Genomic DNA, 25,254 nt, shown 5'->3' with positions numbered 1-25,254 from the left:
CTCCGCCATCATGCCCGCGACCCCCACCGCCCGCTCGCCACCCTCTGCATCACGTGACCAAACCGGACACATCCACAGAACGACGCTGCCCTGGGGGATGACCCGGGCCCTTATCCAGGCTGGGCGTTTGAGAGCCTTGCGACCCCGACTCGTGCTTCCCTGTGCCCCGAAACCGGCCGCAGCCGACGCAGGCCGAGGCCTGCATCGGCTCGCGGTGGACCCGGCGGGCCCCACCATGGCCGGTTCCCTCGGCTACGGGGTGGCACCGGACACCAAGTGGATTGCCTCCAAAGCCTGACGCCGCTTCGGAGGCCGTTGCCCAGCTCTGTCAAGGAGCCAGTTCGCTCTGGCGAAGTCTGCTGAATGCCGCCGGAGTCGCCCAGCCGCGCAGCGTGGCGTGGATCGTCGACCGGAACGCGGCCTGCGCTGTGGGCGCGTCGAATGCCCCGGCAAGTTCGAGTGTCACAAGCCCGTGCAGGGTCACCCAGAGCGAGAGGGCGATCGACGTTGCCGGGCCGTCGAGGTCGGACGCTGTCACGGCCCGGTCGATCGCTGCGGTGAGCGGCCCGATGGGGTCACTCGTACCGACCGCTTCCGACGGTTCGAAGGACTGCACTCCACCGAACAGCACCGAGTACAGGTTGCTGTGTTCGCGCCCCCATCGCCGGTATGCCACGGCCAGTGCGTAGATGTCGGCGAGGGGGTCCTCGGAGGTCGGCACCGCCGTCACGGCCTCGAACAGGCCGGCAACGGCTTCGTCGCGCACCGCGCCGATCAGCCCGTCCTTGCCGCCGAACAGCGAGTACACCGCCGTTGTCGACGTCCCGGCCGCAGCGGCCACGGCGCGGACGGTGACCGACTCCCGCGGACGGGTGGCGAGCATCTCGGTCGCGCACTCCACAAGCCGCTCTTTGACGGCCTCGTCGTTTGTTCTGGGCCTACCCACGGCCAGAAGCCTACCCCCTCTGATAACGTCGTTTTGAAACAGCGTTCCGAAACTTTGGGGGTCCGCCTTGCCCACCTCTGCCATCCGCCTGGCCGGCCGCATGTCGCTGGCCCTGGCGGCCTTCGCGACGCTGGTCGTCGCCTTCCTCACCTTCGTCGTCCTCACGGACGGGGCAGGCTCAGGGCTCGCCGCATGGTTACTGGCCCTCGGAGTCGGAACCGCAGCCGCACTGTGGCGGAGTCGCCGTCGCACCCGGGCGGCGCGGCTCGTGCCGTTCCTGCCGGTGATCGCGGCGGCGGCGCTGACGGCGTCGGTGTGCGTCCCGACCGCGCCCACGGCCCGGCAGTACCCGCCGGCCCTGCCCTTCGTGGCCACGGAGCACTGGAGCCTGGCCACGGGCAGCCGTGTCGCCGTGTACCACTACCCGCCCGCGAAGCCCGACGCCGGGCATGCCATCCCGCTCGTGTACCTCAACGGAGGACCGGTCCGCGGCATCTCGCTGCTCGACCACCGGTTCCTGCAGCTCCTCGCGCAGCAGGGCTACGACGTCTACACCTACGAGCAGGCCGGCGGCGGACGGAGCGACCTGCTCCCCATGGACCAGTACACGATCTCCAGGTCGGTCCAGGACCTCACCGCCTTCATCGACCGCCTGGGCAGGGGCACGACCGACGTCCTCGGATTCTCGTCAGGCGCGGTCGTGCTCACCCGGGCCCTGGCCGACCCCGACGCCGCCACGCGCCTGCACCGGGCGATCATCGCCGAACCCGGCCCGGTGGACGGTCCCACCACCGGGATCACCGGGCAGAAGGGACGGGAGTCCGCGCGCGACCTCGCACCGGCCATGACCGGACCACGATCGACGAACGTCCCCCGGTACGCCGTGGCGTTCGGTCTCCTGCGACTCGGGCTCCTCACCCCTCACAACGCACTGGTCGGACAGGCCGAAGGCGACAACGCGTTCACCGCCGCCGACCTCGGCAGCGACACCGCGTCCGCCTACTGCGCGCGCGACGCGCACCGCATCCCCGTCGAGGACAGTGCGCAGAACTTCTCCTTCAGCCCCGCCGCCAGCCTCCGCATCCAGCAGACGGTGAAGGACTCGCCCTCCATCGCACCACAACTGAGGCAGTCCCGGACCCCCGCGATGCTGATGATCGCCGAATGCTCCTCCCAGGTCCGTCAATGGGAGACCACCATCCTCGCCGACGACCCCGCCATCCAGCGCACGCAGTACATGCCCGGAGTCGGACACCACATGTGGAACGGCCTCGACGACAACGACGACCGAGCCGCAGCCGTCATCACCGCGTTCCTTCAGGACAAGCCGGCGCCCCTGCCGAACTACCCGACTCGTGACGAGATCCCCGCCTTCCTGCACGACCACAAATGAGGACGGTGAACCCAGGACGGTTCGACGGGCGTTTCCACCATCGGGGGCCCAAGCCTCCGTGGTTCCACCGGAGGTGTGGTCGGTCTTGAGCGGTGTCGTCCTGCCGCAGGCTCTGCCCACCACAGCCGTCCCACCGGGCCAGCGGCGACCATTCTCACCCGCCCCTGACCTGCTCCGACACGCCTCCGCCGACTGGTGACCAGAGGTCACCGCGTGTACCGGCGCACATCGCCAAGGCCCGCGGTGCCCCCTCCCCCGGCCGCGGGCCCACCCGACCAACAGCCCAACAGCCCATCCCCGGAAAAGGAATGATGAAAGCAGGAATCGCCATAGCTGCGGCAGCCGGAATCCTGGCTACCGGATGCGTTGCCGTCAGCGTCGCCGGCGCATCTCCACCGCACGACGCCCACGGCAACGCCGTTGCCGCCCAGACCACGGACCGCCGCCCGGCGCCGTCCGCCTCGAAGGCGACGCCCACCTCGAAGCCGGCCCCCTCGAAGCCACCGAAGCCGCCGAAGCCCACCTCGACACCGGCCCCTTCGAAACCCCCGAAGCCGCCGAAGCCTCCGAAGCCGACGCCCACCTCGAAACCGGCCCCCTCGAAGCCGCCGAAGCCTCCGAGGCCGACGCCCACCTCGACACATGGGGCCTCCCTGCCGCTTCCGTCGGACGCCGACCTGGACTGACAGGCAGAACACGCCGTGTCCCGGCCACGTTTCGCCTTACGAGGAACGAAATGGAAGAGCCTGGATACGGCGTGGCTCGCCGGGTACCGCTGCACCCCATCGAGGAGAGCAGGAGGCGCCGCGCGAGGGACGGGAGCCGGCGCCGCAGGTGTCGGTCCCTGTGTGTGTGTGGGGGGGGTCAGTCCCTCCCATGGTCAGGGTGTCGGTGCCCCGCTGCAGCGCCGGTCGGCGAGATCGACGCGCGAGGCCGGGCGATTCACGGCGGCGAGCCGCTGCCGCGAAGCCTCGTACAGCACCGCGGTCGCGGCGTTCGCCGCGTTCAGAGAACTCGCCGAGCCGTGCATCGGAATGCTGACCGTGTGGTCGCACAACTCCCGCCAGGCGTTGCTCAGCCCCGACGTCTCGTTGCCGATCAGCAGCAGCACCGGCTGGGTGAAGTCGAAGTCGAAGACGTCGCAGTCACCCTTCTCGTCGGTGCCGACCAAGGCGATCGACTGCCCGTGGACCCGCTGCTTGCCGACCCAGGCCATCACGTCGTCGGGCGACGGCACGCGCACGGCGGGCAGTGCGAACAGGGATCCCGTACTGGCCCGAACCGCCCTGGGGTCGTACACGTCCGCGGCATGGCCCGAGACCATGACCCCGTGCGCACCGAAGGCGTCCGCGGACCGGATGATGCTGCCGATGTTGCCAGGGCTGGTCGGCCGGTCGAACAGGACACCCAGGAAGTTGCTCCCGGCCCGTTGCAGCCGGCTCAGATCGTCGGCCGGCATCTCCACCACGGCGACCATTTCCGGCGCGCTCTCGTTCTTCTCCCCCAGGTCCGCCAGCATCTCGGGTGCCATGGCGATCCGCTCGGCGTCGACCGTCCGCAGCAGTTCCTCCGCCCACCGCGACAGCTTTCGCTTGCAGTCGAAGATCAACGCCCGGACGGGCCAGCCGTACTGGACCGCCAAGGAGATCGGACGTACGCCCTGCACCAGGAACTCTCCAGCCCGCGTCCGCTTGTTGCGGTTGCCGAGCAGTGATTCCCACTGCTGGAAGCGAGCGTTGCGCGACATGATCCGCCGAACCGCCGGCATCTGACCCCCAAAGTCGACCGCCGTCTGCCGTGCGCTCCACCCCGACGAAGTCCGCATCGGCACATCTCGAAGACACTACACCCGCAAGATCATGACCGGCCCGTGGCAGCGAGGACGCAAACCGCCCGTCAAACCGTTCAGGAGAAGGCGTGCCGGACGGTCGGAACCGGGGGCTCGCCCTACCACGTGGCCGGGCGCCGGTTCGGGCCACTGGGGGGCTGCGCTGCCGGAGGACCGCCACGGCCTCGTCGATGCGGCCGAGGTCGATGAGGCAGCCGGCCAAGTCCTGACGGCAGGCGGCCGGGACGTGCCGGTCGAGGACGGCGACGGCTCCGTCGAGAGCTGTGATCGCCGAGGCGATCGGCTCCCGGGCCGCGGTGCCCCGCACCGCGGCCCGGGATTCCCCGGTCCGAGTGTGAGCGGCGGATCGGCATGACGGATGTCACGCCCGCCCGATGATCTTCGGCTCTGGCGGGCGGCCTGGTCACACCGGAAGGATGGGCGGTCGGCCGGGGCGGTGTGCCCCGGGGTGTCGAACGGGGGTGGGGCGATGTCGCCGCATGTGATCGGGTTGTACGCGAGCGCTGCCGTGGTGGTGGGTGTGGGGCTGCGGACGTTGGTACTCGTGGGGGGAGCCGCGGCCGGGGACGGCGGCGGGCCGGGCGAGGTGGTGGCGGTGGTCCGCGCGGCGTGGGCGCGGCGGCCGTGGGTCACGTCCGCGCTGTTCGTGGTGATGGCGGTGATGGCGGTGGTCCAGTCCGTGGCTCCGTCGGTGATCGGTGAGCTGGGGCGCCGCCCGGGTGCGCTGACGGACGGTCAGTGGTGGCGGGCCGGGACGGCGCTGCTGGTGCAGTCCTCGGGTTGGGCGCAGATCGCGATGAACCTCTCGGCCCTGCTGGTGATCGGGGCGGTGGCCGAGTCCGTGCTCGGGCGCGGGTGGAGCCTGACGGTGTTCCTGGTCTCCGGCGTGGCGGCCCACGTGGTGAGCCTGTCGGGCTGGTCGCCCAGCGGCGGCGGCGACTCGGTCGCCATCTGCGGCCTGCTGGGCGCCCTGGCCGTGGGCTGTCTGCTGCGCGGGCGGTGGCAGGTCTCGTGGTTCGTTCTGCTCATCCCGGCCTGTGGGCTGTTCCTGTGTCTGCTGCGGAACAACCACGGTGCGGGGCTGGTGGCGGGGTGCCTGCTCGGGCTGGTGTGCGCGCCCCGGCCCTGGGGCCACGCCGCCCGGCAGGTCGCCGGGTAGCTGCCGGGCTCGTGGTGGTGCCGCACCGTCTTGACGGTGACGCCGGCGAACGCCGCCGCCTGCCCGATCGTGACCCGTTCCTCATCGGCCGGGCTTGACGCGGAACACCTCGTCGAGGAAACGCTGTTGGGCGCTCCCGAAGGCCGGTGCTATCGACAGGTCGGCGTCGTCCACCCAGGTCAGCCCGGCGGTCAGGGTCCTGGTGCCGTCGGCGCTGCCGTACATCAGCGCCGCCGAGCCCATGGTGGCGCCGTGGTGGTGGAAGACGGTGCCGCCCTCCGCCTCCTGCGCGAACACCCCCAGGCCGTAGCCGACGGTCGCCTCCGGCGTGCGCATCTCGGCCAGCAGCCCGGCCGGCAGGAGCCGGCCGCCCATCAGGGCGGAGAAGTACGTGTGCAGGTCCCGGGTGGTCGAGATCATGTCGCCACCGGCGCCGACCCAGGACGGGTTCTGCCGGGTGACGTCGACCGTCCGCTCCTGCCCGGCGTCCTCGTAGCGGTAGTAGCCGTGGTTGTGCGGCTCGGGGAGCTCCGGCGAGGCTCCCGGCGCCACGGTGCCGGTCATCCCCAGCGGCCCCAGGACCAGCCGCTGCAACTCCTCGGCGAACGGACGGCCGGTGACCTTCTCGACCACCAGCCGGGCCAGCACGTAGTTGGTGTTCGCGTAGCTCCAGCCCGCGCCCGGCGCGAACCGGGCCGGCCTGGACAGCGACAGCCGCACCAGCTCTTCGGGCAGGTAGGTCCTGAACCGGTTGTCCACCCACTCCTTGCCCTGCCAGGGGACCCCCGGCACGATCGTCCCGTCCTCGTAGAGCTCGCCGGTGTGGTTGAAGATCCCGCTGGTGTGCTGCAGCAGCATCCGCACCGTGATCCGCCGGTCGAGGCCGAACTCCGGCAGGTAGTCGGCGGCCGGGACGTCCAGGCCGATCCGGCCTTCGGCCACCAGCAGGAGCACCGAGGTGGCGACGAAGTTCTTCGTGCTGCTGCCGATCCGGAAGTGCCCCTCCGTCAGCGGCTCGGCGCTGCGGCCCAGCTCCCGCACACCGGCGCTGCCGACCCACTCGCCCTGCTCGTCGTTCACCCGGAGCTGGATGCCGAGGAATCCGGCCTCGACCAGCTCCTCGATCGCCGTCTGCAGCTGCGGACGGTCCTGCCCCTGAACGGAAAGGTTGACGGACATGGTTCTCCTTCACATCGGTGGTGCCGGGTGCGGCGCCCTGCCGCTGTGACGAGCCTCCACCCTGCCCCAGGGTCAACCTCAACCGTGATCCGGCTCACAGTGCATGCCCGCCGGTGTGGTCCCGATCGCCTTCGACAGGTGCCGCGCCAACGGAAAGCCGTTCGGCGACCTCGACCCGACCACCATCACCATGAAGAGGGAGGACGGCACCCTCAAGGCCACCCCGGGCGTTCTGACCGGGTCCGGGACCGCCTTCACGGTGACGTGGGAGAACTCCTGACCCGCCGCAGCGAGTGCCCCGACGGAGCGTCACATGGCCCTGAGCTGCTAGGTTGCGCCCAGACGAACGGGCGTACGGAGGTAGTGCTGTGATCGGGCCGGGAGCAATAGCGGGGATCGCGGCGGTGGAACTCGGCATGGTGCTGACACCGGGGCCGAACATGATCTACCTGGTCTCCCGCTCGATCTCCCAGGGCCGCCGGGCGGGGCTGACCTCGCTGGCCGGCGTCTGCCTCGGCTTCCTGGCCTACCTCCTCGCGGTGTCCGCCGGGATCGCCACCGTCTTCGCGCTGGTGCCGGAGATCTACCTGGCGATCAAGCTGGCCGGCGCGGGCTACCTGCTCTGGCTGGCCTGGAAGGCCGTCCGTCCTGGCGGCCGATCCGCCTTCGGCACCCAGGAGTTGGCGCCGGACGGGCCCCGCAAGCTCTTCATGATGGGCTTCCTCACCTGCCTGCTCAACCCCAAGGTGGCCATCCTCTACATCTCGCTGCTGCCGCAGTTCGTCGACCCGGCACGCGGCCACGTCGGCCTGCAGGGGCTGGTGTTGGGACTGACCCAGATCGCGGTCGGTGTCGCGGGCAACGCCTTCTTCATCGTGACGGCCGGCTCCGTCGCCGGGTTCTTCGCCCGACACCCGCTCTGGCAGCGCCTGCACCGCTACGCGATGGGCACCGCCCTGACGGGCTTCGCCATCCGGATCGCCACCGAACGCACGGGCCCGGCGGTCGCCCTGCCCTGACAGCCGGACGCTGCGGGAGAGCACCCCGCCGAGCCGACGCGTCGTCAACCGATCACCGTTCCCGTGCCGCCGCCCGCCGCACCGGTTGTTGAAAGACCTCGGGCAGGCTCGCGGCCGAGGCCGGTCTCGACCGTTCGCCTCTCCCCGCCCGGGCGCTCCGGTCAGGCTGAGGCCCTCGCCGGCCGCCGGAGCGGTCTGCTCACGGACGATGTGCCGGGCTGCCGGCGCGGCCGCGCTCCGGCGGCAGGTGGGCTCCGGTGTGCACGGGCCGCTGCCGCGTTGCCCACCCAGCGGGTGGGGCGATGCGCTCAGGCGGGGACCGTGGACAGGCGGAGGGCATCGTGGGTGGTGGCGTGAACGCGGAACAGTGTGTCGGTCTCGGTGAGCTTCAGCACCCGCAACGCCTGCCGCGAGGGTGCGGTCAGCACGAGCGGGACGCCTTCGTCCAGCGCGCGGCTGCGGGCGGCCAGGAGCAGGTTGAGGCCGGTGCACGTGAACGCTTCCACGCCGGAAAGGTCGATCGCGAGGAGCGCGGGGCGATGGTCGAGTGCGGCGGCCAGCGCCAGGTCGGCGATGTCCTCGGTGTCCAGGGTCATGTCGCCGGCGAAGGAGCAGACGAGCGCGTCGCCGACGCGGACGGTCTCGGACTTCAGGCAGGCGAGCACGGTGCTCTCCTCACTCAAGGGGCGCGGGCTGCGCGGGCACCCGGCCCGGGTCGGTGGACGGGTCGGGCCGCTCGGAGACGATCCGTTCCAGGCCCAGCCACAGGTCCAGGGCCCGCTCGCGCAGCCCCACAAGGGTGCCGTTTCCCGCCTCGACCGCGGTGAGGTAGGCGTCGATGCCGGTGACCGCGTGGCGCACCTGCCGGCGCAGCGGCTCCATCGGGTCGGCGTCCTCGCCGTGCCCGCGTGGCGGGCCGATCCGCTCGGCCAGCCGGGCCCTGAGCCGTTCCAGCTCGTCCCTGCTCATCGGATCCACGGCACACCATCTCCCAACACGGGGCCGCCGCGCGGTACAGGTTGCGGAAGCGGTACGGGCTGCGGTTCCTCCACTGTTCGCCCGATTGCCGAACATGTCAACCATTACACGAATCTGCTGTCCGGTTTTGATTGCCGTGAAACCAAGGTCCTATCGTGGAGGCATGGAGAACGGAACGGCGCCCGAGCGGCAGTGGACCTTCCTGACCAACCACGCCCGGGTCCTGGTCCAGATCGCCCGCGACCCCGGCATCCGGGTGCGCGACATCGCCGCCTTCTGCCTGCTCACCGAACGGGCCGTCCAGCGCATCATCACCGACCTCGAACAGGCCGGATACCTCAGCCACGAACGCCGCGGCCGCACCAACCACTACAGCGTCATAGCGAGCAAGCACCTGCGCCACCCCGCCGACGCCGGCCCCACCGTCTCCGAGCTCCTCGCCGCCCTCCTGCGCCAGGACCCGCGACCGGACCACGAGAATCCGGCATCCACCACGCCCCGGGGCTGACCTCGGCCACCCGCTCTGCGGACGCCGGCTGCGGTGTCCGGGATCGGGCAGCCTCCGGAATCCAGGACGTGGATCAGGCCCGCCGGCCTCACGGACCGCGCACTCCGCAAGGCGGGGGCGCCTGTGGGGCCGAGTCCGGTCTGCCGCTCCACCACCATGGCCTCCTCCTCACCATCGGCCCGAACGGTCCGGGAAGACCGGCGCCCCGCGGGGCGCGTCGTGTGCCATGGCGACCACCTCCCCGAGGCGGACGCCGACGCGATGCGTCAACTGCCGCCGGATGGGCACCCGCCTCCGACAGTTGTGGACGACGGAGCCCGCCCGGAGCCGAACCGCCCGGCCGCCGGGCACGGTGCTCACCGGCGGGCCCCGCGCCGTCAGATCGCCGACCGGAGGTGCACCTCATGGCCTGGATCCTCTTCCTGGTACTCGTCGCGATCGTGCTCGGCCTCATCGGCGTGGCCGCGAAAGGCCTGCTCTACCTACTGTTCGTCGGCATCCTGGTCCTCCTCATCGCCCTCGCGCTCGGTGGCGCACGGTTCCGCAACAGCGGCCGTCGGACCACCCGATAGTGGCGCCGTCACCGGCGCCACCGCCCCCACGTCCGTCAGCCGACCCCCGTCGGAACCGACCGACGGGCACACCGCGAGTGGCTTTCGGTGCAAGGTGGAAGCTGGCCGCGGCTGCCGCGAGGGTGACGGCGGCGGCGATGAGCAGGCTTTCGCGCATGCCGGTCAGGTAGCCGGCGGGCCGGGCGAGGAGGGCGCCGATCCGGCCGGCAAGGGAGCCGACCGACAGCAGCAGCGCGGCGAACATCAGCGTGTAGCCGTCCAGCACCCACTGCAGGCCGGTGATACCTCCGCCGACGTCTCGCCGGATCGAGGGCAGGGTGACGTTGACGACGACGGCGCCGAAGGTGACGACGAGGAAGCCGAGCACCGCGGCCACCTCGCCGGCGCCTCCGAAGAAGTCCTCGACGCCGTCGCGAACGCCCTCCGACTCGACGACGCCGAACGCGCCCACCTGTTCGACCTCGCCCGCGCCGCAGCCAAACGCCCCACCCGCCGCCACAAACGCCCCGCCGGAGCCCTCCCGGACAGCGTCCTGCGTGTCCTGGCCTCCATGACCGGCTCCCCGGCCTTCATCCGCAACGGCCGCCTCGACACCAACACCCTCGGCCCGCGCCCTCTACTCCCCCTGTTCCCCCACCCCACCGCGCGCACCACCAACATCGCCCGCACCCAATTCCTCACCCCCGCCGGCCGCGACTTCTTCCCCGACTGGGAAGTCGGCGTCAACACCACCGTCGCCCTGCTGCGCACCGAGGCCGGCCGCGCCCCGCACGACGCCGAACTGACCGGGCTGATCGGCGAACTCGTCACCCGCAGCGAGGAGTTCCGCACTGCCTGGGCCAAACACAACGTCCGCCTGCACCACAGCGGCCGCAAAGCCTTCCACCACCCCGCCGTCGGCGACCTCACCCTCGAATTCGACGCCATGGAGCTACCGGCACAGCCCGGCCTGACCCTGACGGCCTACACCGCAGCCCCCGGCACCACCCCTCACCTGAATTGATCACGCCAACAGTCCGGCTGTCTCATCTGTCTCACCGCAGGCCGACTGGCAGCCCCATCCAGCCGGGCGCGGCGCAGGTCAGGCGCGCTACGAGTTCAACAGTCGGCCGGGACGACCAAAGCCCGGTCGCGCCGAGCGACAGCGCGATCACCCTGTGGCAGATTTCGGTGCATGGAGACCACAACACCCGTGTGCGCGATCATCCCGCCGCACATCCTCGACAAGCTCGCCCAGTCCGACGACCCGGTCGTGTACGAGCCGGCCCGGCGGACACTCGAACACGACGCCGCGCTGCGTACCCAACGACGGGTCGCATCGACCCGGGGCAACGACACCCCCGGCGGCACCCCGTCCGACAAGCCGCAACGGACTGTCTACGACGCCGGGCACCAGGACAGAACCCCCGGCACGAAGGTGCACGCCGAGAGCGACCAGCCCTCGAAGGACCAGACGGTCAACCGCGCACACGACGGGCTCGGCGCGACCTTCGACTTCTACCTCAAGGTGTACGGCCGGCGGTCGATCGACGGCTCCGGGCTTCCGCTCGACGCCACCGTCCACTACGGCGACAAGTACGGCAACGCGCTGTGGGACGGCGAGCGGGTGGTCCTCGGCGACGGCTTCGGGGACCTCTTCCTCGACTTCACCCTCGCGCTGGACGTCATCGCCCACGAACTCACCCACGGCGTCATCCAGCACACCGCCAACCTGGAGAACTACGGGCAGTCCGGCGCACTCAACGAGTCGGTGTCGGACGTCTTCGGCTCGCTGGTCAAGCAGTACGCGCTCGGCCAGACCGCGGACCAGGCGGACTGGCTCATCGGCAACGACATGCTCGGCCCGGGCTTCCCCGGCACGGCGCTGCGCTCCCTCAAGGCCCCGGGCACGGCCTACGACGACGATCTGCTCGGCAAGGACCCCCAGCCGGCCTCCATGGACCACTACGTCAGGACCCCCCGGGACAACGGCGGCGTCCACATCAACTCCGGCATCCCCAACCACGCCTTCTACCAGCTGGCCACCACCCTCGGCGGTCACGCCTGGGAGCGGGCCGGACACATCTGGTACGCCACCCTGACCGGGGGCGAACTCGCCTCCGACGCCTCGTTCGCCGACTTCGCGCGACTGACCGTCGCGAGCGCCCGAAGCCTGTACGGCGACGACGGCGAGGAGATCCAGGCTCTCCTCAAGGCATGGTCGACGGTCGGAGTGCCCGCCACCTGAGGCAGGGGAAGCCGGGGCCGGCGGGAACACGGGCGGCGACCTGTCCGAGGACGGGCAGGGTCCGGGCAGCGGCGCGGCGCGCGCGGGTGTCGGGCGAGGTCTGGTCCAGGAGGTCGGCCAGGCGCAGGCGGCGCTCTGCCGCCGACCGGGCCACTGTGGTCACGGGTGGGCCGTCTCGTCGCGGGCCGCGCCGGCGGCCGGCGGCGTGACGGCGGCCGTGTGCTCGGTCCGGGGCAGCGGGCGCACGACGATGTCGTCGGCGATCACCCAGGCAGCGTCCTTGTCCTCGCCCCACCTGGCGTAGGCGATCCACGGCAGTCCGGGGCCGGGTCGGCGCCGGGCGGTGACCAGCGCCGAGCGCCATCCTCCGCCGGTGCGCAGCCAGGCCAGGCGCCAGCAGGACTCGTCGGGCGTGGCGGTGGGTGGGCCGGCGAGTTCGCGCGGGACGGCGACGGCGTCGCGCCAGGTGCCGTAGTACGGCTCGTGGGCCGGTGCGGGATTGTCGGGCTCGGGGAGGGGGCGGATGCGGTGTTCGTCGAAGAGGAACCAGCCCCACGCGTCGATGCCGTCGGCCGTCGCGTCGTCGGCCCAGCGCACGTGGACCACCCAGACCGCGCTGCCGGGCGGGCGGCGCCACACGGTCAGCAGCCCGGGGCGCCACCGGCCGCCCTGACGGATCTCGACCAGGCGCCAGCGCCGTACGTCCCGGTGGGCGCCGGGCAGCGTCATCAGCTCGCGCGGTGCCCGCTCGGCGTCGCCGGGCACCGGGGCGGGGTGCGCGGGGCGGGAGAAGGGAACGGCGCTGGTCACACTCCCAAACTAATTCGAATGTCTGTTCGAGTCCAGCTGTGCCGAGGCCTTCTGCTCGGCGATCGAGTTCGTGGCGAAGCGCGACAGGCGCCACCGAGGCGCGGCAACCGTCACCAAGATCGGGCGTCACGCCCCGTCCGCGTGGCATCGGCAACCCGTTCGATGGTGTCCCGAGCCCGGCATGATCGTTGGACCGGTCATGATCAAGAAGATGCTGCCGACCCTCGCGGCCGGGCTCGCCCTGGCGGGCTCCGCCTCCGTCACGCCGGCGAACGCCCAGGACGCCGGCCAGTTCATCAAGAGTGCCGAACACGGCCAGTGCCTGACCGTGGAGGGCTCGGGGTTCGTCAACACCATCACCGGGCACGCCCAGCCCTACGGTGTCACCACCCGCCCCTGCACCGAAGGCCACAAGACCTGGCAGACCTGGAACGTCGACACCACCACCCGCCGGATCCGCCCGGCCGCTTACCCCGACAAGTGCCTGCAGGTCGTCCCCGACGGCAGGTTCCTGTACCTGCAGACCCTGCCCTGCGACCCCGACAACACCACGCAGGACTTCACCTTCCAGAACTCCCAGTTCCGCGGCGAGCCCCTCCTTCGCTCCGGCCACACCATCGAGGACCACACCGACGACGTCTACGTCGGTGCCTACCGCAAGGAGGACGCCGGAACACCCATCGGGGTCCACGACATCGTCGGCCCCTCGTCACCGAACGAGCGCTGGAAGCTCACCACCGCCTGACACCAGGCCCCCCGGCCCGGCCGGCGAAGAACTCCGGCCGGGCACGCGGCCACCCCCGGCCGACAGCTCGGCAACCGCCTCCTGGCGCCTCGCCAGCGCGACCGGTCCGGCGCCGGTGACGACCAGCGCGACCGGCGGGTGCCCGGCACGGGAGCGGCCGGGCCGGGCCCAGTGCCACCTCTGCATGCGTCATCCGGTCCGCCGGTTCCTCGTCGACGAGGGGCGCGAGGCTGCCGGCCGAGTCCACGGGTCTGGAGGAGGCCGAGCGGCAGGCCGCCCACGCGCTGTGGACGCACGGGTTCCGGGCGACGCCGTCGGGCAAGGACCGTGTCGTCGCGCGCAGCCTGCTCCAGCACATCGACGACGGGGCACCGGCGGCGTGGTCACCGTTGGCGTACGGGCCGGATGGTCAGCGGCGCGGCCCCGTCGCGGCGTACACCGCGGTGCCGGTCGCGAACAGGACCCACGCGGTCCAGGCCGACGCCGTCGTGCCGGGCGGGAAGAGCATCCAGTTCACGATCTCCCCGACGGTGCCGTCCGGCGTGGGGACGAAGAGGGTGAAGCCGAGCCAGCCGGTCGGCAGGGTCCAGGCGAAGTGCGCGCCGCACAGTACGGCCCCGAGAGCGGCCAGACCGACCAGGCCCGCGGTGTCCCGGACGACGACCCCCGTGGGGGCGAGCTTCGTTCCCACCGTCTGGACCGTCAGCAGCGCCACGGCGGCGACCGTACCGATCAGCAGGACGTGCGCCACTCGGCGGGGCATCCACCGGATCGCCGCCGTCCGCTCCAGCACCACGTCCGGCCCGCCGAGCCCGACCGAGGCCGCCGCCACGTGCGCGGTGAGGACGAGGACCGCCATCGCCACGTCCGCCGGGCCGGGCTCGACGAGGGTCCACACCGCCAGTGTGACGAGGGCGACCGCGGCGGCCGATCCGGGCATCTGCCGTGACCGGGCGTACAGGTTCAACCACCTCATCGGGACGCCTCCCCCGCCAGCAGCAGGAGCGGATCGCCGGGCGCGCAGGAGAAGGCGCCGGCGCGCAGTCCGATGATCCTGGAGCGCTGTTCCTCCGGTGAGACCGCCATCAGTTTCTGCCAAGCCGCGTCGGCGTCCGCCCAGGTCTTCTGCGCGTAGGCGTCGGTGCCCTTCTCGATCAGCGGTCGGAGCTGTGGGTCGTGCAGAGCCCAGCTCACGGCGATGCTCTGGAGCGCGACGTCACCGCCTCCGCCGCCCTCCCGGTCGTTGTTCCCGCGGCAACTCGGCGCCAGCCCCTGGGAGATCAGGGCGCGGGTCAGTGCCTCACCCTTCGCGTCGGCGAACACCCGTTCGTCGAAGTCGACGAGCACCACGTCCTCGGAGAGTTCGCGGACGTCGCCGAGCGCGCGCAGCCTGCTGTCCTCGCGCACCGTGTGCGGAGCCCGGTCGCCCAGGACGCCGCGCAGCACGCTCAGCGCTTCGGTGCCGCGCGCCGCGAGCTCGTCCAGACGGGCGCGGTTCGCCCGGGTCACGCAGACCGGTCCGTCGCAGACCGGGGCGGCAGCGGCCGTGTCGACGACGTAGCTGTCGCGCGGCTCCGCCGGGAGGACCAGCAGCGCCAGGACCGCACCGGACAGGACGGGCAGCACCGCGAGCAGGCGAGCCCGCCGGGTCACGGCCGACAGCAGGGCGACACCGGTGGCGAGCAGACCGAGCAGCCAGAGCGTCTGCCCGAGGTGCACGGCGCCGGACAGGGTCAGCAGCATCTCCCGCGGCTCCGCGACCACCGGGGACAGCAGGACGAGCCGGTTCGGCGCGCTGCCCGACGGCACCAGACCCTCCGTGCGCGGCCGCAGGAGGCCCACCAGCAGCACGAAGGTCACCACCAGGGCGGGCGGGGTGAGCACGTGGGGCAGCGCCCGTGCGACGCCCATCCCGAACACGGCCCCCGCGACCAGGGCCAGCACCGCCACCAGCGAGATCGGCAGCCAGCCGGACGGCGCGTAGTCGGTCCGGCCGAGCGCCACCTGGACCCCTCCGGCGAGGACCAGCAGGCCGAAGCCCGCCGCCAGCGCGAGCGCCGTCGCGCCGGCCGGGAGCGCCGCACGGCGCCAGGCCGGCAGCGGTGTGGTCACCAGCAGTTCGGTCATCCGCGAACGGGACTCCCGCAGCCCGTACACCGCGCCGATGCCCACCACGAGCGGCAACCAGAAGCCCAGCAGGTAGCGGGTCCACATGGCCATGGAGGTCCACTGGGCCGTCCACCCGGCGGTGCCCTTCCACCAGATCCCGTCGATCAGGAAGAAGACCGCCAGGCTGCCGACGAGGACGACGGCGCCGGGCCACGGGGCGGCGGAACGCCTCAGTTCGGTGCGCAGGACACGTCCGTACACGTTCACCAGATGCCTCCCGGCCGGCCGGAGTCGCGGAGCAGCGCCGAGTAGCCGCGCTCCAGGGGGCTGTCGCCGGGGTGCTCGGGGCCTCCCGCCGCGGCCAGGTCGTCCGGCGTGCCCTGGAAGACGAGCCGGCCGTCGGCGAAGAGCACCACGTCCGAGCAGGCGGCTGCGACATCCTCGACCAGGTGGGTGGAGACCACCACGCAGGTGTCCCGGCCGAGTTCCTGCAGCAGTTCGCGGAAACGCATTCGCTGTGCCGGGTCCAGACCTGCCGTCGGCTCGTCCAGCAGCAGCACCGCCGGGTCGTTGACGATGGCCTGGGCGATGCCGGCCCGTCGCACCATGCCGCCGGACAGGGTCCTCATCCGGTGGTCGGCACGGTCCGCGAGACCCACCCGTTCCACGGCCCGCTGGACGGCCGCAGGGACCTCCGCCTTCGGCACCTCCTTCAACCAGGCCATGTACTCGACGAATTCGCGCACCGTGAAGCGCTTGTAGTAGCCGAAGTCCTGCGGCAGGTAGCCGATCCGGCGCCGCAGGGCCCGGTGGTCGGCCAGCCCGCCGACGGGGGTGCCGAGCAGCTCCAGTTCGCCCTCCGTGGGGCGCAGTACGGTGGCCAGCGTCCGGATCAGGGTGGTCTTGCCTGCCCCGTTGGGTCCCAGGAGACCGTGGGTGCCGGTGCCGAGGGAGAGGTCGAGCCCGTCGACGGCCATCTTCTTGCGTCCGACGCGGACCTTCAGCCCGCCGGCCCGGATCTCCCAGGCGTAGGTCTTCGGCGCGGTGTCGGCCGCGCTGGTCAGGGGTTTCATGCGGTCCCTTTCGGGGGTCGAGGAGGGGTTCACAGCGTCAAGGAGGGGTTCAGCGTCAAGGAGGTGTTCACCGTCGAGGACGGGTTCACAGCGTCGAAGAAGGGTTCACAGCGTCGAGGGGGTTCACAGCGTCGAGTACGCGTTCCTGCGGGCGATCACGGCGCCGGTCCCGAGCGCCAGGAGCAGCCCCCACACGGGCAACCGGTCCGGCCCCAGGAGGAGTTGCAGGGCGAGGGGGACGTTGCCGACGGTCCACGCGGGAACCACGACGGCGGCGCCCCATGCGGCCGCCACCCCCACGGCGGCGCGGGTCACACCGACCACACTGCCCAGCGCCAGGGCGGTGGAGGTGAAGGCGAGGGAGGGCAGCAGCCACTGGGCGGCCGTCGTGGTCCCGGTCAGCAGGCCGCCGAGCAGGAGACCGGGCAGCACCACCAGGAGGACCGCCGTGGTGCGCCTGAGGAGCAGCGGCAGGCCGGCCCGGGCGGTCGAGGCCGTCAGTTCGTGCGCCGGGTCGAACGCGCGCGACCACGCCGCGGCGACGCCGCACAGCGGCAGCACGGGCGCGACCGCCACCAGCGGGGAGGTGCCGCCGAAGAACGTCGGCGCCGCGAGCGTGTCCAGCAGCAACGCCACCAGGGTGACGGCGACGGTCATCATCAGCCACGGGGCCGTGACCGGCGTCAGCCAGGCCGGGACCCACCCCGGGCGGCGGCGGGCAGACGCCGGACCGACCGTGTCCAGCTGGGGTTCCAGTCCGGCCCGGACGGTGTCCAGGAGCGCGGCGATGTCGGGTGCCCCGTCGGCCACGGAGGCGGCCAGCCGGCTGCGGCACGGCGCGCAGGTCTCCAGATGGGCCTCCAGCGCCCACACGGTGTCCGCTGCGATCGCAGCGTCGCCGCGCGCGTAGGCCTCGATCAACAGCTGCGACGCGTGGTCCCTGTCGGCGTGGACGTCCCGCGCCGCTCGGCGGATGCCGTGCCCGGCCCGGCCGTTGACGGTCCGCTCTCTCATGTCAGTGCCTCCCTCATCGCGATCCGGGCCCGGCGGGCACGGGTCTTCACGGTGCCCTCGGGCAGTCGGAGCAGGACGGCGGTCTCCCGGACGGAGAGGCCGTCGAGCACCGTGGCCTGCAGCACCTCGCGCAGTTCCGGCGCGAGCCGCCGCAGGGCGTCGCCGACGTCACCGCCGACGATTCCGGCGAGCGCTTCGTCCTCGGCCGCGGGCACCACCGTCCGCCCGGCGGCGGTCGCGGGGGGTTCGGCGTGGTGGGCGCGGCGGCGGAAGGCGTCGACGAGTCGGCGCGCCGCGATCGTCCACACCCACCCGACGGCCGTCCCGCCGACCGCGCTGCCGGCGAACGCGCCCGCGGCGCGCCACACTGCCAGGTAGGTCTCCTGCATGACCTCGGCGACGATCTGCTCGTCCGCACAGCGGCGGCGCAGCCGCACCGCCAGCCAGGGCGCGGTGCGTCGGTACAGCTCGTCGAACGCCGCCCGGTCGCCCTTGGCCACCAATCGGACGAGGCGCTCCTCGTCCAGTTCCTCCGGTGCTTTCCTGCGTGATCTCACACCAGCCAGACGCGCGCCGCGACGTGCAGGTTCTGACTCTCACGTGACCTCCGTCACACGTCGCAGGCGAGTGGGCGCGGACGGATGATCTTTCCGGCGGCCGGGCCGTGGCCGCACGATCGACCTCGGCCGTCAACGCCGGCACCCCGATCCGCGGAGCCCTGCCACCCGTCCGCCGGACGCACCCTCCGACGCCCGTCCGGCAGCAGGAACTCCGTCCCAGCAGCCGGAGGGCTGTCCACTGCTTTACGGCCGTGTCGGCGGCGGCGTCGCGCGGCCGCTCCTCCTTGTGTGCTCACGATCCCCTCGGCTCACCCTTCCGGCCGTCGCGAAATTCCTTACTGAGTTGTCTTTTTAACCGAGTAATGTTTCTATGGATGGCATGAGTCCGACAGACATTTCCCCCGTGCTCGTGACCGGGGCGACGGGCCGGATCGGCCGCATCGTCATCGACCGACTCCTCGACTCGGGCGTGCCGGTCCGCGCCCTCATCCGCCGCCCCGAGGCAGCGGCCGTGTTGCCGGCGAAGGTCGAGGTCTTCGCCGGCGACCTCACCGTGCCCGAGTCGCTCGACCCGGCCCTGGACGGCGCAGGTGCGGTCTTCCTCGTCTGGACCGCACCGCCCCAGACCGCCGCGGCAGTCGTGGAGAGGCTGGCAGCCCACGTGCGGCGGGTCGTCTTCCTCTCCTCCCCGCACCGGACGCCGCATCCCTTCTTCCAGCAGCCCAACCCGATGGCGGCGATGCACGCCGACATCGAGCGGCTCATCGCGGCCGCCGGACTGGCGTCGACGATCATCCGGCCGGGGATGTTCGCGTCGAACTCGCTGGCCTGGTGGGCGCCCGCGATCCGGAAGGGCGAGCTCGTCCGGTGGCCCTACGGAGCCGCCGAGGCGGCACCGGTCGACGACCGCGACGTCGCCGCCGTCGTGGCACGGACCCTCTGTCAGGACGGATACGTCGGAGGCGACTACGTCCTCACGGGCCCCGAATCGTTGACCCACGCCGCGCAGGTCGGCGCCATCGGTGACGCCCTGGGGCGACAGATCGCATTCGAGGAGATGACGCCCGACGAGTTCCGGAGCCTGTCGGAGGGTGCGGCGCCCGCCTCTGTCATCGACATGCTGCTCGCCTGCTGGAGCGCGGCGGTCGGACAGCCCGCGTACGTCACCAGTACGGTGGCCGAGATCCTCGGGACGGCGCCGCGAACGTTCCGGCAGTGGGCCACAGACCACGCCGCCGCGTTCACGCAGGGTTCGTAACCTCATCGGCCCGATCGGGCGCGAGCAGGTTCAGCCACCACCCGCCCGTGATGACAGCTCCCGGCGGAACAGGCCGCCGGGCACCGAGCCGGGCCGGGCGAGCGCGGGCAGGCGGGCGGGCGGGTACCCCAACGAGTTGGGGTACCCGGCGGGGCTTCGCGCGTCGAGGATGTCCGGTATGGACACCATCGAGCAGAACAAGCAGACAGTGACGGCCTTCATCGACGCCCTGTTCACCAGGGGTGACCTGTCAGCCGTCGACACCTACCTCGCCGAGGACTACGTCGACCACGACCCTCCCGTGGGCGTCGGCCCGGACCGCGAGGGCATGCGGGCCGCCGGCGCGATGTTCCGGGAGGCGTTTCCCGACTGGCATTCCGACCCGGGCCTCCTGGTCGGCGAGGGCGACCTGGTCGTCGAGCAGTTCACCGCCTCGGGCACCCAGCAGGGCGAGGTGATGGGCGTGGAGGGCAACGGCCGCACCGTGGTCCTCAAGGGAATCAACATCTTCCGTGTCAGAGGCGGCCGGATCGTCGAACGCTGGGGACGACTGGACGATCTCGGCCTGCTGCGCCAGCTCGGGCTCGTGCCGACACCCGTCCCGGCGTAGCGTCGAAGCCGTGGGCACCAGCATCCAGGAGCGACACGCCGAGCGGCTGATCGACAGCTGTCACGCCGGTCTGGACCTGCCGGGGCTCACCACCGAGGTGCTGCGCCGCCTGCCCGGGATCCTCCCCGTCGAAGCGGCGTTCTTCGCGGCCGTCGACCCCGCGACCCTGCTGTTCACCTCGGCCGTCGCCCAGGAACCGCTGGCCGACGCCGGCCCGCTCTTCCTGGACAACGAGTTCGCACGCGAGGACGTCAACAAGTTCACCGCACTCGCCCGGGGACCGGACACGGTGACCACGCTGGACCGGGCAACCCGGGGACGGCGGACCGACAGCCCCCGCTACCGGGAGATCATGGCCGGCCTCGGGCTGGGTGACGAGCTCCGGGCGGCCCTGATCGCCGGGCACGAATGCTGGGGAGTCCTGTGCCTGCACCGGGCGGATGCCGAAGCCGGATTCTCCGGGCAGGAACTGGCCACCCTCGGCAAGCTCGCCCCGCACCTGGCCGAAGGCCTGCGCAGCAGCGTGATCCGGGAGAGGGTGACGCGCGACGGTCCCGATACACCGGGCGTCCCCGGCGCCCCGGGCGCACCCGGCGTCATCCTGCTCGACACGGAACTCCGACCGGTCTCGATCAACCCGGAAGCCGAACACTGGCTCGCCCGCCTGCCGGCACCCGGGCCACAGGGGCTTCCCTTGCCCGTCCACTCCGTGGCGGCCCGCCTGGCCTCGCCGCCACCAGCACGCGCACCAAGAGCGCCGGAGCGGGAGCCCTCGGACCGCCACGGATCCGTCCGGCTGCAAGCCAGCGACGGCCACTGGCTCACCCTCCACTCGACCCGCCTGCAAGGCCCTGCCGGGGACCAGATCTGCGTGGTCATCGAACCCACCCCCTCCACCGACATCGGATCCCTGCTCCTGGCCGCCCACGGGCTCACCCCCGCGCAGAACCGTGTGACCGCCCTGGTGCTCCAGGGCTGCTCCACCCGCGAGATCGTCAGTCGGCTCCACATCTCCGCCTACACCGTCCAGGAACACCTCACCGCGGTCTTCGCCCGCTTCGGTGTCAGCAGCCGCCGGGAACTCATCACTGCCGTCCTCACCACGCACAGGCACTGAGCAGCCCACACAGAGGCAGAGCAGCCGCCCAGGCGCGTCCCGGAGCTCGGTGGCCCCGAGTTCCTCCGCGCTCCGGGCGGCACGGCAGCCACAGCCGCATGACGGGTTGGACGCAGGTCGAGCGCCCTCCTCCGTGCCTGCGGACGGGGGACTACTCGATGTCGAATCAGACCGACCGAGAAAGGCGTTGCGCTCCTTGGCTGCGGGATGGAGCTTCAGCGCGCGCGCACCCCGTCGATGGCCAGGTCGAGCAGCCGGTCGGCCTCGCCCGGGCCGTCGGGGTCCGCCTCAGTGGCCAAAGCGATGGCGCTGACGAGTTTGAGCAGTTGGGTGATGGTGACATCGGGGCGTACGGCGTTCACGTGGCGGGCGCGGTCGAGGAGTTCGTCGCCGGCGCTGGTGATCATCGCGTGGCAGGTACTTCCCAGTGTCGGGTCGCCGTCGCGGGCGCCGCGCATCAGTGATGCTCCCAGGCCGCGGTTGGCCACGGCGTGTGCGCCGACGGCGCGGAGCCAGCCGGCGAGTGCGGCTCCGGGATCAGGGTCGGGCAGCAGGTCACGCGCTTTGGCGCACAGGGCGTCCACTCGGCCCTTGAAGACGGCTTCCAGGAGCAACTGCCGGGAGGGGAAGTGTCGGTGGAGCGTGGCCGAGCCGACTCCGGCGTGTCGGGCGATCTCCTCCAGTGAGGCTTCGGCGCCCTGTTCGGCGACCAGGCTCTCGGCGGCGGCCACGATCCGGTCGTAGTTGCGGCGTGCGTCGGCACGCATCGGCCGCGAAGCCGGGTCGGCTGCGCTCTTGGGCACGGGAACTCCTGACGACTTGCTAACTGGGGTGGCTCTCCATATCGTAGCGACCAATAAACGGAGGGCCACCCCAGTTAACGGGTGTGGGTCCTCGTCGGCATGCGACACGGGGAGATTCGTGGAACCGACAGGAAAGACCGTCGTGGTGGTGGGGGCGACCGGCCTGCAGGGCCGGGCAGTGACACGGCACATGCTCGGCAGCGGCTGGCAGGTGCGCGCACTCACCCGCGACCCGGACGGGGCGCCGGCCAAGGAGCTGGCGAGCGCCGGTGCGCAGATCGTGCGCGCGCAGATGGAGGATGTCGCCTCGTTGATCGCCGCGGCCGACGGCGCATACGGCATGTTCAGCGTCCAGCCCACGGTCGGCTCCCCCGGGACCGCGCCGGATTTCAGCGCCGAGGATGAGGTCCGCTGGGGAATCAACGTCGCCGAGGCTGCGCATGCCGCCGGTATCGAGCACTTCGTCTTCACCTCGGTTGCCGGCGCGGACCGTCACGGCAGCGAAACACTGCCGCAGAACCTGGTCAGCAAGTGGCGGATCGAGCAGCACATCGCCGCACTCGGTCTGCCCGCGACGATCCTGCGGCCGGTCTCCTTCATGGAGAACTTCACCGGCGCCTATGCCCTACAGAACGGGGCGTTGACCACCGCCCTCGCACCCGAGGTCCCGCAGCAGATCATGGCCGTGGACGACGTCGGCTTCGTCACCGCGCTGGCCCTCTCCCGGCCCGAGGACTGGATCGGTCGCGAAGTCGCCCTGGCCGGCGACGAACTCACGCCGGTCCGGATCGCCGCGGCCATCGAGAACGCACTCGGACACCCGCTGCCGTATGTCCGGATCCCGATCGAAACGATCCGGGCCCTCAGTGAGGACTTCGCGTTCGCCAACGAGTGGCTCAACGAACGCGGCTATCGCGCGGACATCACCGCAACCCGCCGTATCCACCCCGAAGCGATGAACCTCCGTACCTGGCTGGAGCGCACCGGCGCCGCCCAGATCGCCGCCTTCCTGGCCACCCAGCCCACCGCCGGGCAGAACGCATGAACGGGCGCAAGCACGACCTCGGGCGCATCGGGATCTGGGCGGGCGACCTCGACAGCTACCCCGCGGCAGCGGTTCGCCAGGCCGCGGCAGCAATCGAGGATCTCGGCTACGACACCCTCTGGTTCGCCGAGACCACAGGGCGCGAGGCCATGGCGCAGGCCGCGATCCTGCTGTCCACCACCCGGCGGATCACGGTGGCCGCCGGCATGACCGACATCTACGCGCGCGACGCGGTGACGACCGCCGCCGCCCAGCGCACCCTGGAGGAGGCGTTCCCCGGGCGGTTCCTGCTCGCGCTGTGGGAGAGCCACCCCAGCCTCGCCGAGGACATCCGCGGTCACCGCTTCGACCCGCCGCCGGCCGCGATGCGCGCCTACCTCGACACGCTGGACACCTCCCCGTTCGGTCCACCCGACACGACGGCCTCGCAGCATCGCCTGCTCGCGGCCCTGGACCCGGGAATGCTCGCGCTCGCCGCCGAACGCGCGTGGGGTGCCAGCGTGTTGGGCATGCCCGTCGAGTACACCCGCACCGCGAGGGCGGCGCTCGGGCCCGATGCCCTTCTGGCCGTGACCCAACTGTGTGTCCTGAGCCCCGACCGTTCCCGGACAGCCGAACTGGCAGCAGCCACCGCCGCAGCAGCCCTGCCCAATCGGCGCGCGCTGTTGCACGACCTGGGGTACCAGGACGTGGACACGCTCGACGACCGACTCGTTGACGCGATTGTGGCCCACGGCAATGCCGAGGACATCGCCCGCCGTGTCCACGAGCACCTCGACGCCGGAGCCGACCACGTCAGCCTCCACCTCCTCACCCCCACACCCGGCATCGCCCCCATCCGCCACTGGGAGAACCTGGCCCGCCACCTGCTGCCCTGATCGAATCCCTCCACGTGGGAGCCGCAGCAAGACCGCGGCTCCCACGCTGCAGCCTGCCGTGAGCGGCGTCCGACCCGGCCGAGGAACCGGCTTATGCCCTGTGCCGAACAGGCATGGCGCGGGTGCCGCTATTCGCGAGTCGGTGAACGAGTTCCTGATCACGGTCGTCTTGTCCTCGAAGATGTCGGTAGGGGGCTCGGCGGCTCCTCCTGCCCGCCGACCAAGGGAGGAGCCGCCGGCCGCGCCGCACGCCGCATGAGATGGACGGGCGCGGGCCCGGCCCGCCCCAGCGGGATGGGACGGGAGCCGGGGGTCACACGGCGGGCTGAGACTCGCCCAGAGCGGCCAGGAGGAGGGCGTTGTCCTCGGGGTCCGGGTTGGGGCCGATCACGGCCCACATCCGCTTGCCGGTCGGCCGGCACTCACAGCCGCTCGACTCGGAGTAGCAGCGGACCAGGAAGAGACCGCGCCCGGACTCGTCGTCAGGACCGGCGACGCGCTGAACCGGGGCCTCGCGGCCGGTGTCCTCGACCGTGACCGTGATGCGGTCGCCGTCCTGCCACATCTCCGCATCGATCAGCCCGGAGCCGCTGTGGACGGAGGAGTTGGTCACCATCTCGGTCAGGACCAGGAGGACGGCGAACAGCTGGTCGCCGTCGGGTTCGAGCCCCCAGCTCCTGAGCACGCGGGTGGCGTTCTCCCGCAGGGGGGCGATGGCGTCGGGCCCGCTGTCGACGGCCCAGACAGCTCGCGTGATGCCGAGCGGATGCCGCGAGCTGGGCGGTGCCTTGGTCACGGCTGCCACCTCTGCTGGACGGGCCTGCGCAGCCCGGTGACGAGCCGGTTGAGCACCCCGGCGCGGGCCAGGGCCTTGCTCTCGGACGGGACGCAGAGGATGCGTCCGTCCGGGCTGACGTCCGGCGAGTGGGCGGCCGTGCTGAAGGCGTGTGCCTGCCTGCGCCGGTGGCGTCCGCGCGTGGGGCTGACGGCGGGCAGCCGCGCCGGGGGAATCTGGTTCACCTCTGGTCTTGCCTTTCCTGGGAGTGGGACCTCCCGAGCCCCCGAAGTGGTGGTGGGGCCCGGGAGGTCACCGGCTACTCGTCGCCGTGGTTCTCGTTGCCCTGGGCCTCGTTGTCGGGGTTCTCGTGCTGGTTGCCGTTGCCGTTGCCGTGGTTGTTACCGTCGCTCATGACCGTGCCCCTCCTGGGTGGTTGCCGGTCTCCGGCAGTGCCGGTGCATGATCGAGCCGCCGCAGAGCCCGGAAGGGCCCTGTGTCGGGGCGTCGGCCCGCACCGCCGCGCCGTTGCGGAGGCGCGGGTCAGCTGGCCGTTCCCCTCGGGGCTGGTGTTCCTCGCCCCGATTGCCGACTGCCGACAGAGAGTCAACAGCCGGTCACACGACT

Annotated in this window: 30 protein-coding genes; 14 read left to right on the top strand and 16 right to left on the bottom strand. The window is 71.8% G+C overall.

The annotated features are described in order from the left end of the window. Window positions 1-328: 328 nt before the first annotated feature. A complete protein-coding gene (locus ABTY56_RS21940) occupies window positions 329-946 on the bottom strand; it encodes a TetR/AcrR family transcriptional regulator (protein ID WP_350630660.1) in 618 nt (205 codons plus the stop codon). Between the two features lie 67 nt (window positions 947-1,013). On the opposite strand from ABTY56_RS21940, the gene ABTY56_RS21935 reads away from it, so the two are divergent. Next, the gene (locus tag ABTY56_RS21935) at window positions 1,014-2,339 is read left to right on the top strand and encodes an alpha/beta hydrolase (protein ID WP_350630659.1); all 1,326 of its coding nucleotides are present in this window, start codon (window positions 1,014-1,016) and stop codon (window positions 2,337-2,339) included. Window positions 2,340-2,493: 154 nt separating this feature from the next. Here the strand turns inward: ABTY56_RS21935 and ABTY56_RS21930 are convergent, their stop codons facing one another. Both ABTY56_RS21930 and ABTY56_RS21925 read right to left on the bottom strand, forming a co-directional pair. Next, a complete protein-coding gene (locus tag ABTY56_RS21930; RefSeq protein ID WP_350630658.1) occupies window positions 2,494-2,973 on the bottom strand; it encodes a hypothetical protein in 480 nt (159 codons plus the stop codon). Window positions 2,974-3,219: 246 nt separating this feature from the next. Beyond that, window positions 3,220-4,107, bottom strand: a complete 888-nt coding sequence (locus tag ABTY56_RS21925; RefSeq protein WP_350630657.1) for an RNA methyltransferase — start codon at window positions 4,105-4,107, stop codon at window positions 3,220-3,222. 550 nt (window positions 4,108-4,657) lie between these two features. Between ABTY56_RS21925 and ABTY56_RS21920 the strand changes: the two genes are divergently transcribed. Beyond that, window positions 4,658-5,347, top strand: coding sequence for a rhomboid family intramembrane serine protease (locus ABTY56_RS21920; protein WP_350630656.1), 690 nt, complete (start codon window positions 4,658-4,660; stop codon window positions 5,345-5,347). Window positions 5,348-5,428: 81 nt separating this feature from the next. Here ABTY56_RS21920 and ABTY56_RS21915 read toward each other — a convergent pair whose 3' ends face one another. Next, on the bottom strand, window positions 5,429-6,526 hold the full coding sequence (locus tag ABTY56_RS21915; RefSeq protein WP_350630655.1) for a serine hydrolase domain-containing protein: 1,098 nt from the start codon (window positions 6,524-6,526) through the stop codon (window positions 5,429-5,431). A gap of 103 nt (window positions 6,527-6,629) precedes the next feature. Between ABTY56_RS21915 and ABTY56_RS21910 the strand changes: the two genes are divergently transcribed. Both ABTY56_RS21910 and ABTY56_RS21905 read left to right on the top strand, forming a co-directional pair. Further along, a complete protein-coding gene (locus ABTY56_RS21910) occupies window positions 6,630-6,806 on the top strand; it encodes a hypothetical protein (RefSeq protein WP_350630654.1) in 177 nt (58 codons plus the stop codon). Between the two features lie 136 nt (window positions 6,807-6,942). Continuing rightward, window positions 6,943-7,545 carry a LysE family translocator gene (locus tag ABTY56_RS21905; protein WP_350630653.1) on the top strand — a complete coding sequence of 201 codons (603 nt, stop codon included), beginning with the start codon at window positions 6,943-6,945 and terminating at the stop codon, window positions 7,543-7,545. A 308-nt stretch (window positions 7,546-7,853) separates the two neighbouring features. Here the strand turns inward: ABTY56_RS21905 and ABTY56_RS21900 are convergent, their stop codons facing one another. Both ABTY56_RS21900 and ABTY56_RS21895 read right to left on the bottom strand, forming a co-directional pair. Then, the gene (locus ABTY56_RS21900) at window positions 7,854-8,228 is read right to left on the bottom strand and encodes an STAS domain-containing protein (protein WP_350630652.1); all 375 of its coding nucleotides are present in this window, start codon (window positions 8,226-8,228) and stop codon (window positions 7,854-7,856) included. Next, window positions 8,221-8,514 (bottom strand): hypothetical protein, encoded by a 294-nt coding sequence (locus tag ABTY56_RS21895; RefSeq protein WP_350630651.1) that lies wholly within the window; start codon window positions 8,512-8,514, stop codon window positions 8,221-8,223. Before ABTY56_RS21895 ends, ABTY56_RS21900 begins: the two co-directional genes overlap by 8 nt. Before the next feature lie 172 nt (window positions 8,515-8,686). On the opposite strand from ABTY56_RS21895, the gene ABTY56_RS21890 reads away from it, so the two are divergent. From ABTY56_RS21890 to ABTY56_RS21875, 4 genes are all read left to right on the top strand, one after another. Next, the gene (locus tag ABTY56_RS21890; protein ID WP_350630650.1) at window positions 8,687-9,031 is read left to right on the top strand and encodes a helix-turn-helix transcriptional regulator; all 345 of its coding nucleotides are present in this window, start codon (window positions 8,687-8,689) and stop codon (window positions 9,029-9,031) included. Window positions 9,032-9,435: 404 nt separating this feature from the next. Further along, entirely contained in the window at window positions 9,436-9,603 is a 168-nt protein-coding gene (locus ABTY56_RS21885; RefSeq protein WP_350630649.1) for a hypothetical protein, read from the top strand. Window positions 9,604-9,697: 94 nt separating this feature from the next. After that, entirely contained in the window at window positions 9,698-10,606 is a 909-nt protein-coding gene (locus ABTY56_RS21880) for an MmyB family transcriptional regulator (protein WP_350630648.1), read from the top strand. A gap of 171 nt (window positions 10,607-10,777) precedes the next feature. Continuing rightward, entirely contained in the window at window positions 10,778-11,830 is a 1,053-nt protein-coding gene (locus tag ABTY56_RS21875) for a M4 family metallopeptidase (protein WP_350630647.1), read from the top strand. A 159-nt stretch (window positions 11,831-11,989) separates the two neighbouring features. On the opposite strand, the gene ABTY56_RS21870 is transcribed toward ABTY56_RS21875, so the two are convergent. Then, complete coding sequence (locus ABTY56_RS21870; protein ID WP_350630646.1) at window positions 11,990-12,640, bottom strand: hypothetical protein; 651 nt, start codon at window positions 12,638-12,640, stop codon at window positions 11,990-11,992. Between the two features lie 181 nt (window positions 12,641-12,821). Between ABTY56_RS21870 and ABTY56_RS21865 the strand changes: the two genes are divergently transcribed. Next, entirely contained in the window at window positions 12,822-13,385 is a 564-nt protein-coding gene (locus tag ABTY56_RS21865; RefSeq protein ID WP_350630645.1) for a ricin-type beta-trefoil lectin domain protein, read from the top strand. A gap of 409 nt (window positions 13,386-13,794) precedes the next feature. Here ABTY56_RS21865 and ABTY56_RS21860 read toward each other — a convergent pair whose 3' ends face one another. The 5 genes from ABTY56_RS21860 to ABTY56_RS21840 form a co-directional block, all read right to left on the bottom strand. Beyond that, window positions 13,795-14,361, bottom strand: coding sequence for a hypothetical protein (locus ABTY56_RS21860; protein WP_350630644.1), 567 nt, complete (start codon window positions 14,359-14,361; stop codon window positions 13,795-13,797). Next, window positions 14,358-15,755, bottom strand: coding sequence for a hypothetical protein (locus tag ABTY56_RS21855; RefSeq protein WP_350630663.1), 1,398 nt, complete (start codon window positions 15,753-15,755; stop codon window positions 14,358-14,360). The genes ABTY56_RS21860 and ABTY56_RS21855 overlap by 4 nt, the downstream gene beginning before the upstream one ends. 2 nt (window positions 15,756-15,757) lie before the next feature. Continuing rightward, window positions 15,758-16,567: an ABC transporter ATP-binding protein gene (locus tag ABTY56_RS21850; protein WP_350630643.1), complete on the bottom strand. Its 810-nt coding sequence runs from the start codon at window positions 16,565-16,567 to the stop codon at window positions 15,758-15,760. Between the two features lie 123 nt (window positions 16,568-16,690). Beyond that, a complete protein-coding gene (locus ABTY56_RS21845) occupies window positions 16,691-17,488 on the bottom strand; it encodes a zf-HC2 domain-containing protein (protein WP_350630662.1) in 798 nt (265 codons plus the stop codon). A gap of 89 nt (window positions 17,489-17,577) precedes the next feature. Beyond that, the gene (locus ABTY56_RS21840) at window positions 17,578-18,138 is read right to left on the bottom strand and encodes an RNA polymerase sigma factor (RefSeq protein ID WP_350630642.1); all 561 of its coding nucleotides are present in this window, start codon (window positions 18,136-18,138) and stop codon (window positions 17,578-17,580) included. Between the two features lie 382 nt (window positions 18,139-18,520). On the opposite strand from ABTY56_RS21840, the gene ABTY56_RS21835 reads away from it, so the two are divergent. Next, complete coding sequence (locus tag ABTY56_RS21835; protein WP_350630641.1) at window positions 18,521-19,399, top strand: NAD(P)H-binding protein; 879 nt, start codon at window positions 18,521-18,523, stop codon at window positions 19,397-19,399. Between the two features lie 30 nt (window positions 19,400-19,429). Here ABTY56_RS21835 and ABTY56_RS21830 read toward each other — a convergent pair whose 3' ends face one another. Then, entirely contained in the window at window positions 19,430-19,588 is a 159-nt protein-coding gene (locus ABTY56_RS21830) for a hypothetical protein (RefSeq protein WP_350630640.1), read from the bottom strand. Here ABTY56_RS21830 and ABTY56_RS21825 point away from each other — a divergent pair. Beyond that, entirely contained in the window at window positions 19,578-20,009 is a 432-nt protein-coding gene (locus ABTY56_RS21825) for an ester cyclase (protein ID WP_350630639.1), read from the top strand. The two genes, ABTY56_RS21830 and ABTY56_RS21825, sit on opposite strands and share 11 nt — an antisense overlap. A gap of 10 nt (window positions 20,010-20,019) precedes the next feature. Further along, a complete protein-coding gene (locus tag ABTY56_RS21820) occupies window positions 20,020-21,126 on the top strand; it encodes a LuxR C-terminal-related transcriptional regulator (RefSeq protein ID WP_350630638.1) in 1,107 nt (368 codons plus the stop codon). A gap of 215 nt (window positions 21,127-21,341) precedes the next feature. Here the strand turns inward: ABTY56_RS21820 and ABTY56_RS21815 are convergent, their stop codons facing one another. Beyond that, window positions 21,342-21,929 carry a TetR/AcrR family transcriptional regulator gene (locus ABTY56_RS21815; RefSeq protein ID WP_350630637.1) on the bottom strand — a complete coding sequence of 196 codons (588 nt, stop codon included), beginning with the start codon at window positions 21,927-21,929 and terminating at the stop codon, window positions 21,342-21,344. 142 nt (window positions 21,930-22,071) lie between these two features. On the opposite strand from ABTY56_RS21815, the gene ABTY56_RS21810 reads away from it, so the two are divergent. Together ABTY56_RS21810 and ABTY56_RS21805 are read left to right on the top strand one after the other, a co-directional pair. Continuing rightward, on the top strand, window positions 22,072-22,974 hold the full coding sequence (locus tag ABTY56_RS21810; protein ID WP_350630636.1) for an NmrA/HSCARG family protein: 903 nt from the start codon (window positions 22,072-22,074) through the stop codon (window positions 22,972-22,974). Next, window positions 22,971-23,852 carry a TIGR03620 family F420-dependent LLM class oxidoreductase gene (locus tag ABTY56_RS21805; RefSeq protein WP_350630634.1) on the top strand — a complete coding sequence of 294 codons (882 nt, stop codon included), beginning with the start codon at window positions 22,971-22,973 and terminating at the stop codon, window positions 23,850-23,852. The genes ABTY56_RS21810 and ABTY56_RS21805 overlap by 4 nt, the downstream gene beginning before the upstream one ends. Window positions 23,853-24,165: 313 nt before the next feature. Here ABTY56_RS21805 and ABTY56_RS21800 read toward each other — a convergent pair whose 3' ends face one another. Both ABTY56_RS21800 and ABTY56_RS21795 read right to left on the bottom strand, forming a co-directional pair. Then, a complete protein-coding gene (locus tag ABTY56_RS21800; RefSeq protein ID WP_350630632.1) occupies window positions 24,166-24,648 on the bottom strand; it encodes an ATP-binding protein in 483 nt (160 codons plus the stop codon). Beyond that, window positions 24,645-24,872, bottom strand: a complete 228-nt coding sequence (locus ABTY56_RS21795; RefSeq protein WP_350630630.1) for a hypothetical protein — start codon at window positions 24,870-24,872, stop codon at window positions 24,645-24,647. Before ABTY56_RS21795 ends, ABTY56_RS21800 begins: the two co-directional genes overlap by 4 nt. Window positions 24,873-25,254 lie beyond the last annotated feature (382 nt).

The organism is Kitasatospora sp. NPDC097691 (assembly GCF_040302665.1).
In the GTDB taxonomy this organism is placed as follows: Bacteria; Actinomycetota; Actinomycetes; order Streptomycetales; family Streptomycetaceae; genus Kitasatospora.
The sequence above is the reverse complement of the archived record's forward strand: the minus strand, read 5'-3'. Positions and strand labels throughout refer to the sequence as shown.

What these genes read in the sequence shown, in the direction of transcription:
- ABTY56_RS21925 (WP_350630657.1), bottom strand. Translation starts at nt 4,107, where the DNA reads ATGCCGGCGGTTCGGCGGATCATGTCGCGCAACGCTCGCTTCCAGCAG.
- ABTY56_RS21920 (WP_350630656.1), top strand. Translation starts at nt 4,658, where the DNA reads ATGTCGCCGCATGTGATCGGGTTGTACGCGAGCGCTGCCGTGGTGGTG.
- ABTY56_RS21915 (WP_350630655.1), bottom strand. Translation starts at nt 6,526, where the DNA reads ATGTCCGTCAACCTTTCCGTTCAGGGGCAGGACCGTCCGCAGCTGCAG.
- ABTY56_RS21910 (WP_350630654.1), top strand. Translation starts at nt 6,630, where the DNA reads ATGCCCGCCGGTGTGGTCCCGATCGCCTTCGACAGGTGCCGCGCCAAC.
- ABTY56_RS21905 (WP_350630653.1), top strand. Translation starts at nt 6,943, where the DNA reads ATGGTGCTGACACCGGGGCCGAACATGATCTACCTGGTCTCCCGCTCG.
- ABTY56_RS21895 (WP_350630651.1), bottom strand. Translation starts at nt 8,514, where the DNA reads ATGAGCAGGGACGAGCTGGAACGGCTCAGGGCCCGGCTGGCCGAGCGG.
- ABTY56_RS21890 (WP_350630650.1), top strand. Translation starts at nt 8,687, where the DNA reads ATGGAGAACGGAACGGCGCCCGAGCGGCAGTGGACCTTCCTGACCAAC.
- ABTY56_RS21885 (WP_350630649.1), top strand. Translation starts at nt 9,436, where the DNA reads ATGGCCTGGATCCTCTTCCTGGTACTCGTCGCGATCGTGCTCGGCCTC.
- ABTY56_RS21875 (WP_350630647.1), top strand. Translation starts at nt 10,778, where the DNA reads ATGGAGACCACAACACCCGTGTGCGCGATCATCCCGCCGCACATCCTC.
- ABTY56_RS21865 (WP_350630645.1), top strand. Translation starts at nt 12,822, where the DNA reads ATGATCGTTGGACCGGTCATGATCAAGAAGATGCTGCCGACCCTCGCG.
- ABTY56_RS21860 (WP_350630644.1), bottom strand. Translation starts at nt 14,361, where the DNA reads ATGAGGTGGTTGAACCTGTACGCCCGGTCACGGCAGATGCCCGGATCG.
- ABTY56_RS21850 (WP_350630643.1), bottom strand. Translation starts at nt 16,567, where the DNA reads ATGAAACCCCTGACCAGCGCGGCCGACACCGCGCCGAAGACCTACGCC.
- ABTY56_RS21835 (WP_350630641.1), top strand. Translation starts at nt 18,521, where the DNA reads ATGAGTCCGACAGACATTTCCCCCGTGCTCGTGACCGGGGCGACGGGC.
- ABTY56_RS21825 (WP_350630639.1), top strand. Translation starts at nt 19,578, where the DNA reads ATGGACACCATCGAGCAGAACAAGCAGACAGTGACGGCCTTCATCGAC.
- ABTY56_RS21830 (WP_350630640.1), bottom strand. Translation starts at nt 19,588, where the DNA reads ATGGTGTCCATACCGGACATCCTCGACGCGCGAAGCCCCGCCGGGTAC.
- ABTY56_RS21805 (WP_350630634.1), top strand. Translation starts at nt 22,971, where the DNA reads ATGAACGGGCGCAAGCACGACCTCGGGCGCATCGGGATCTGGGCGGGC.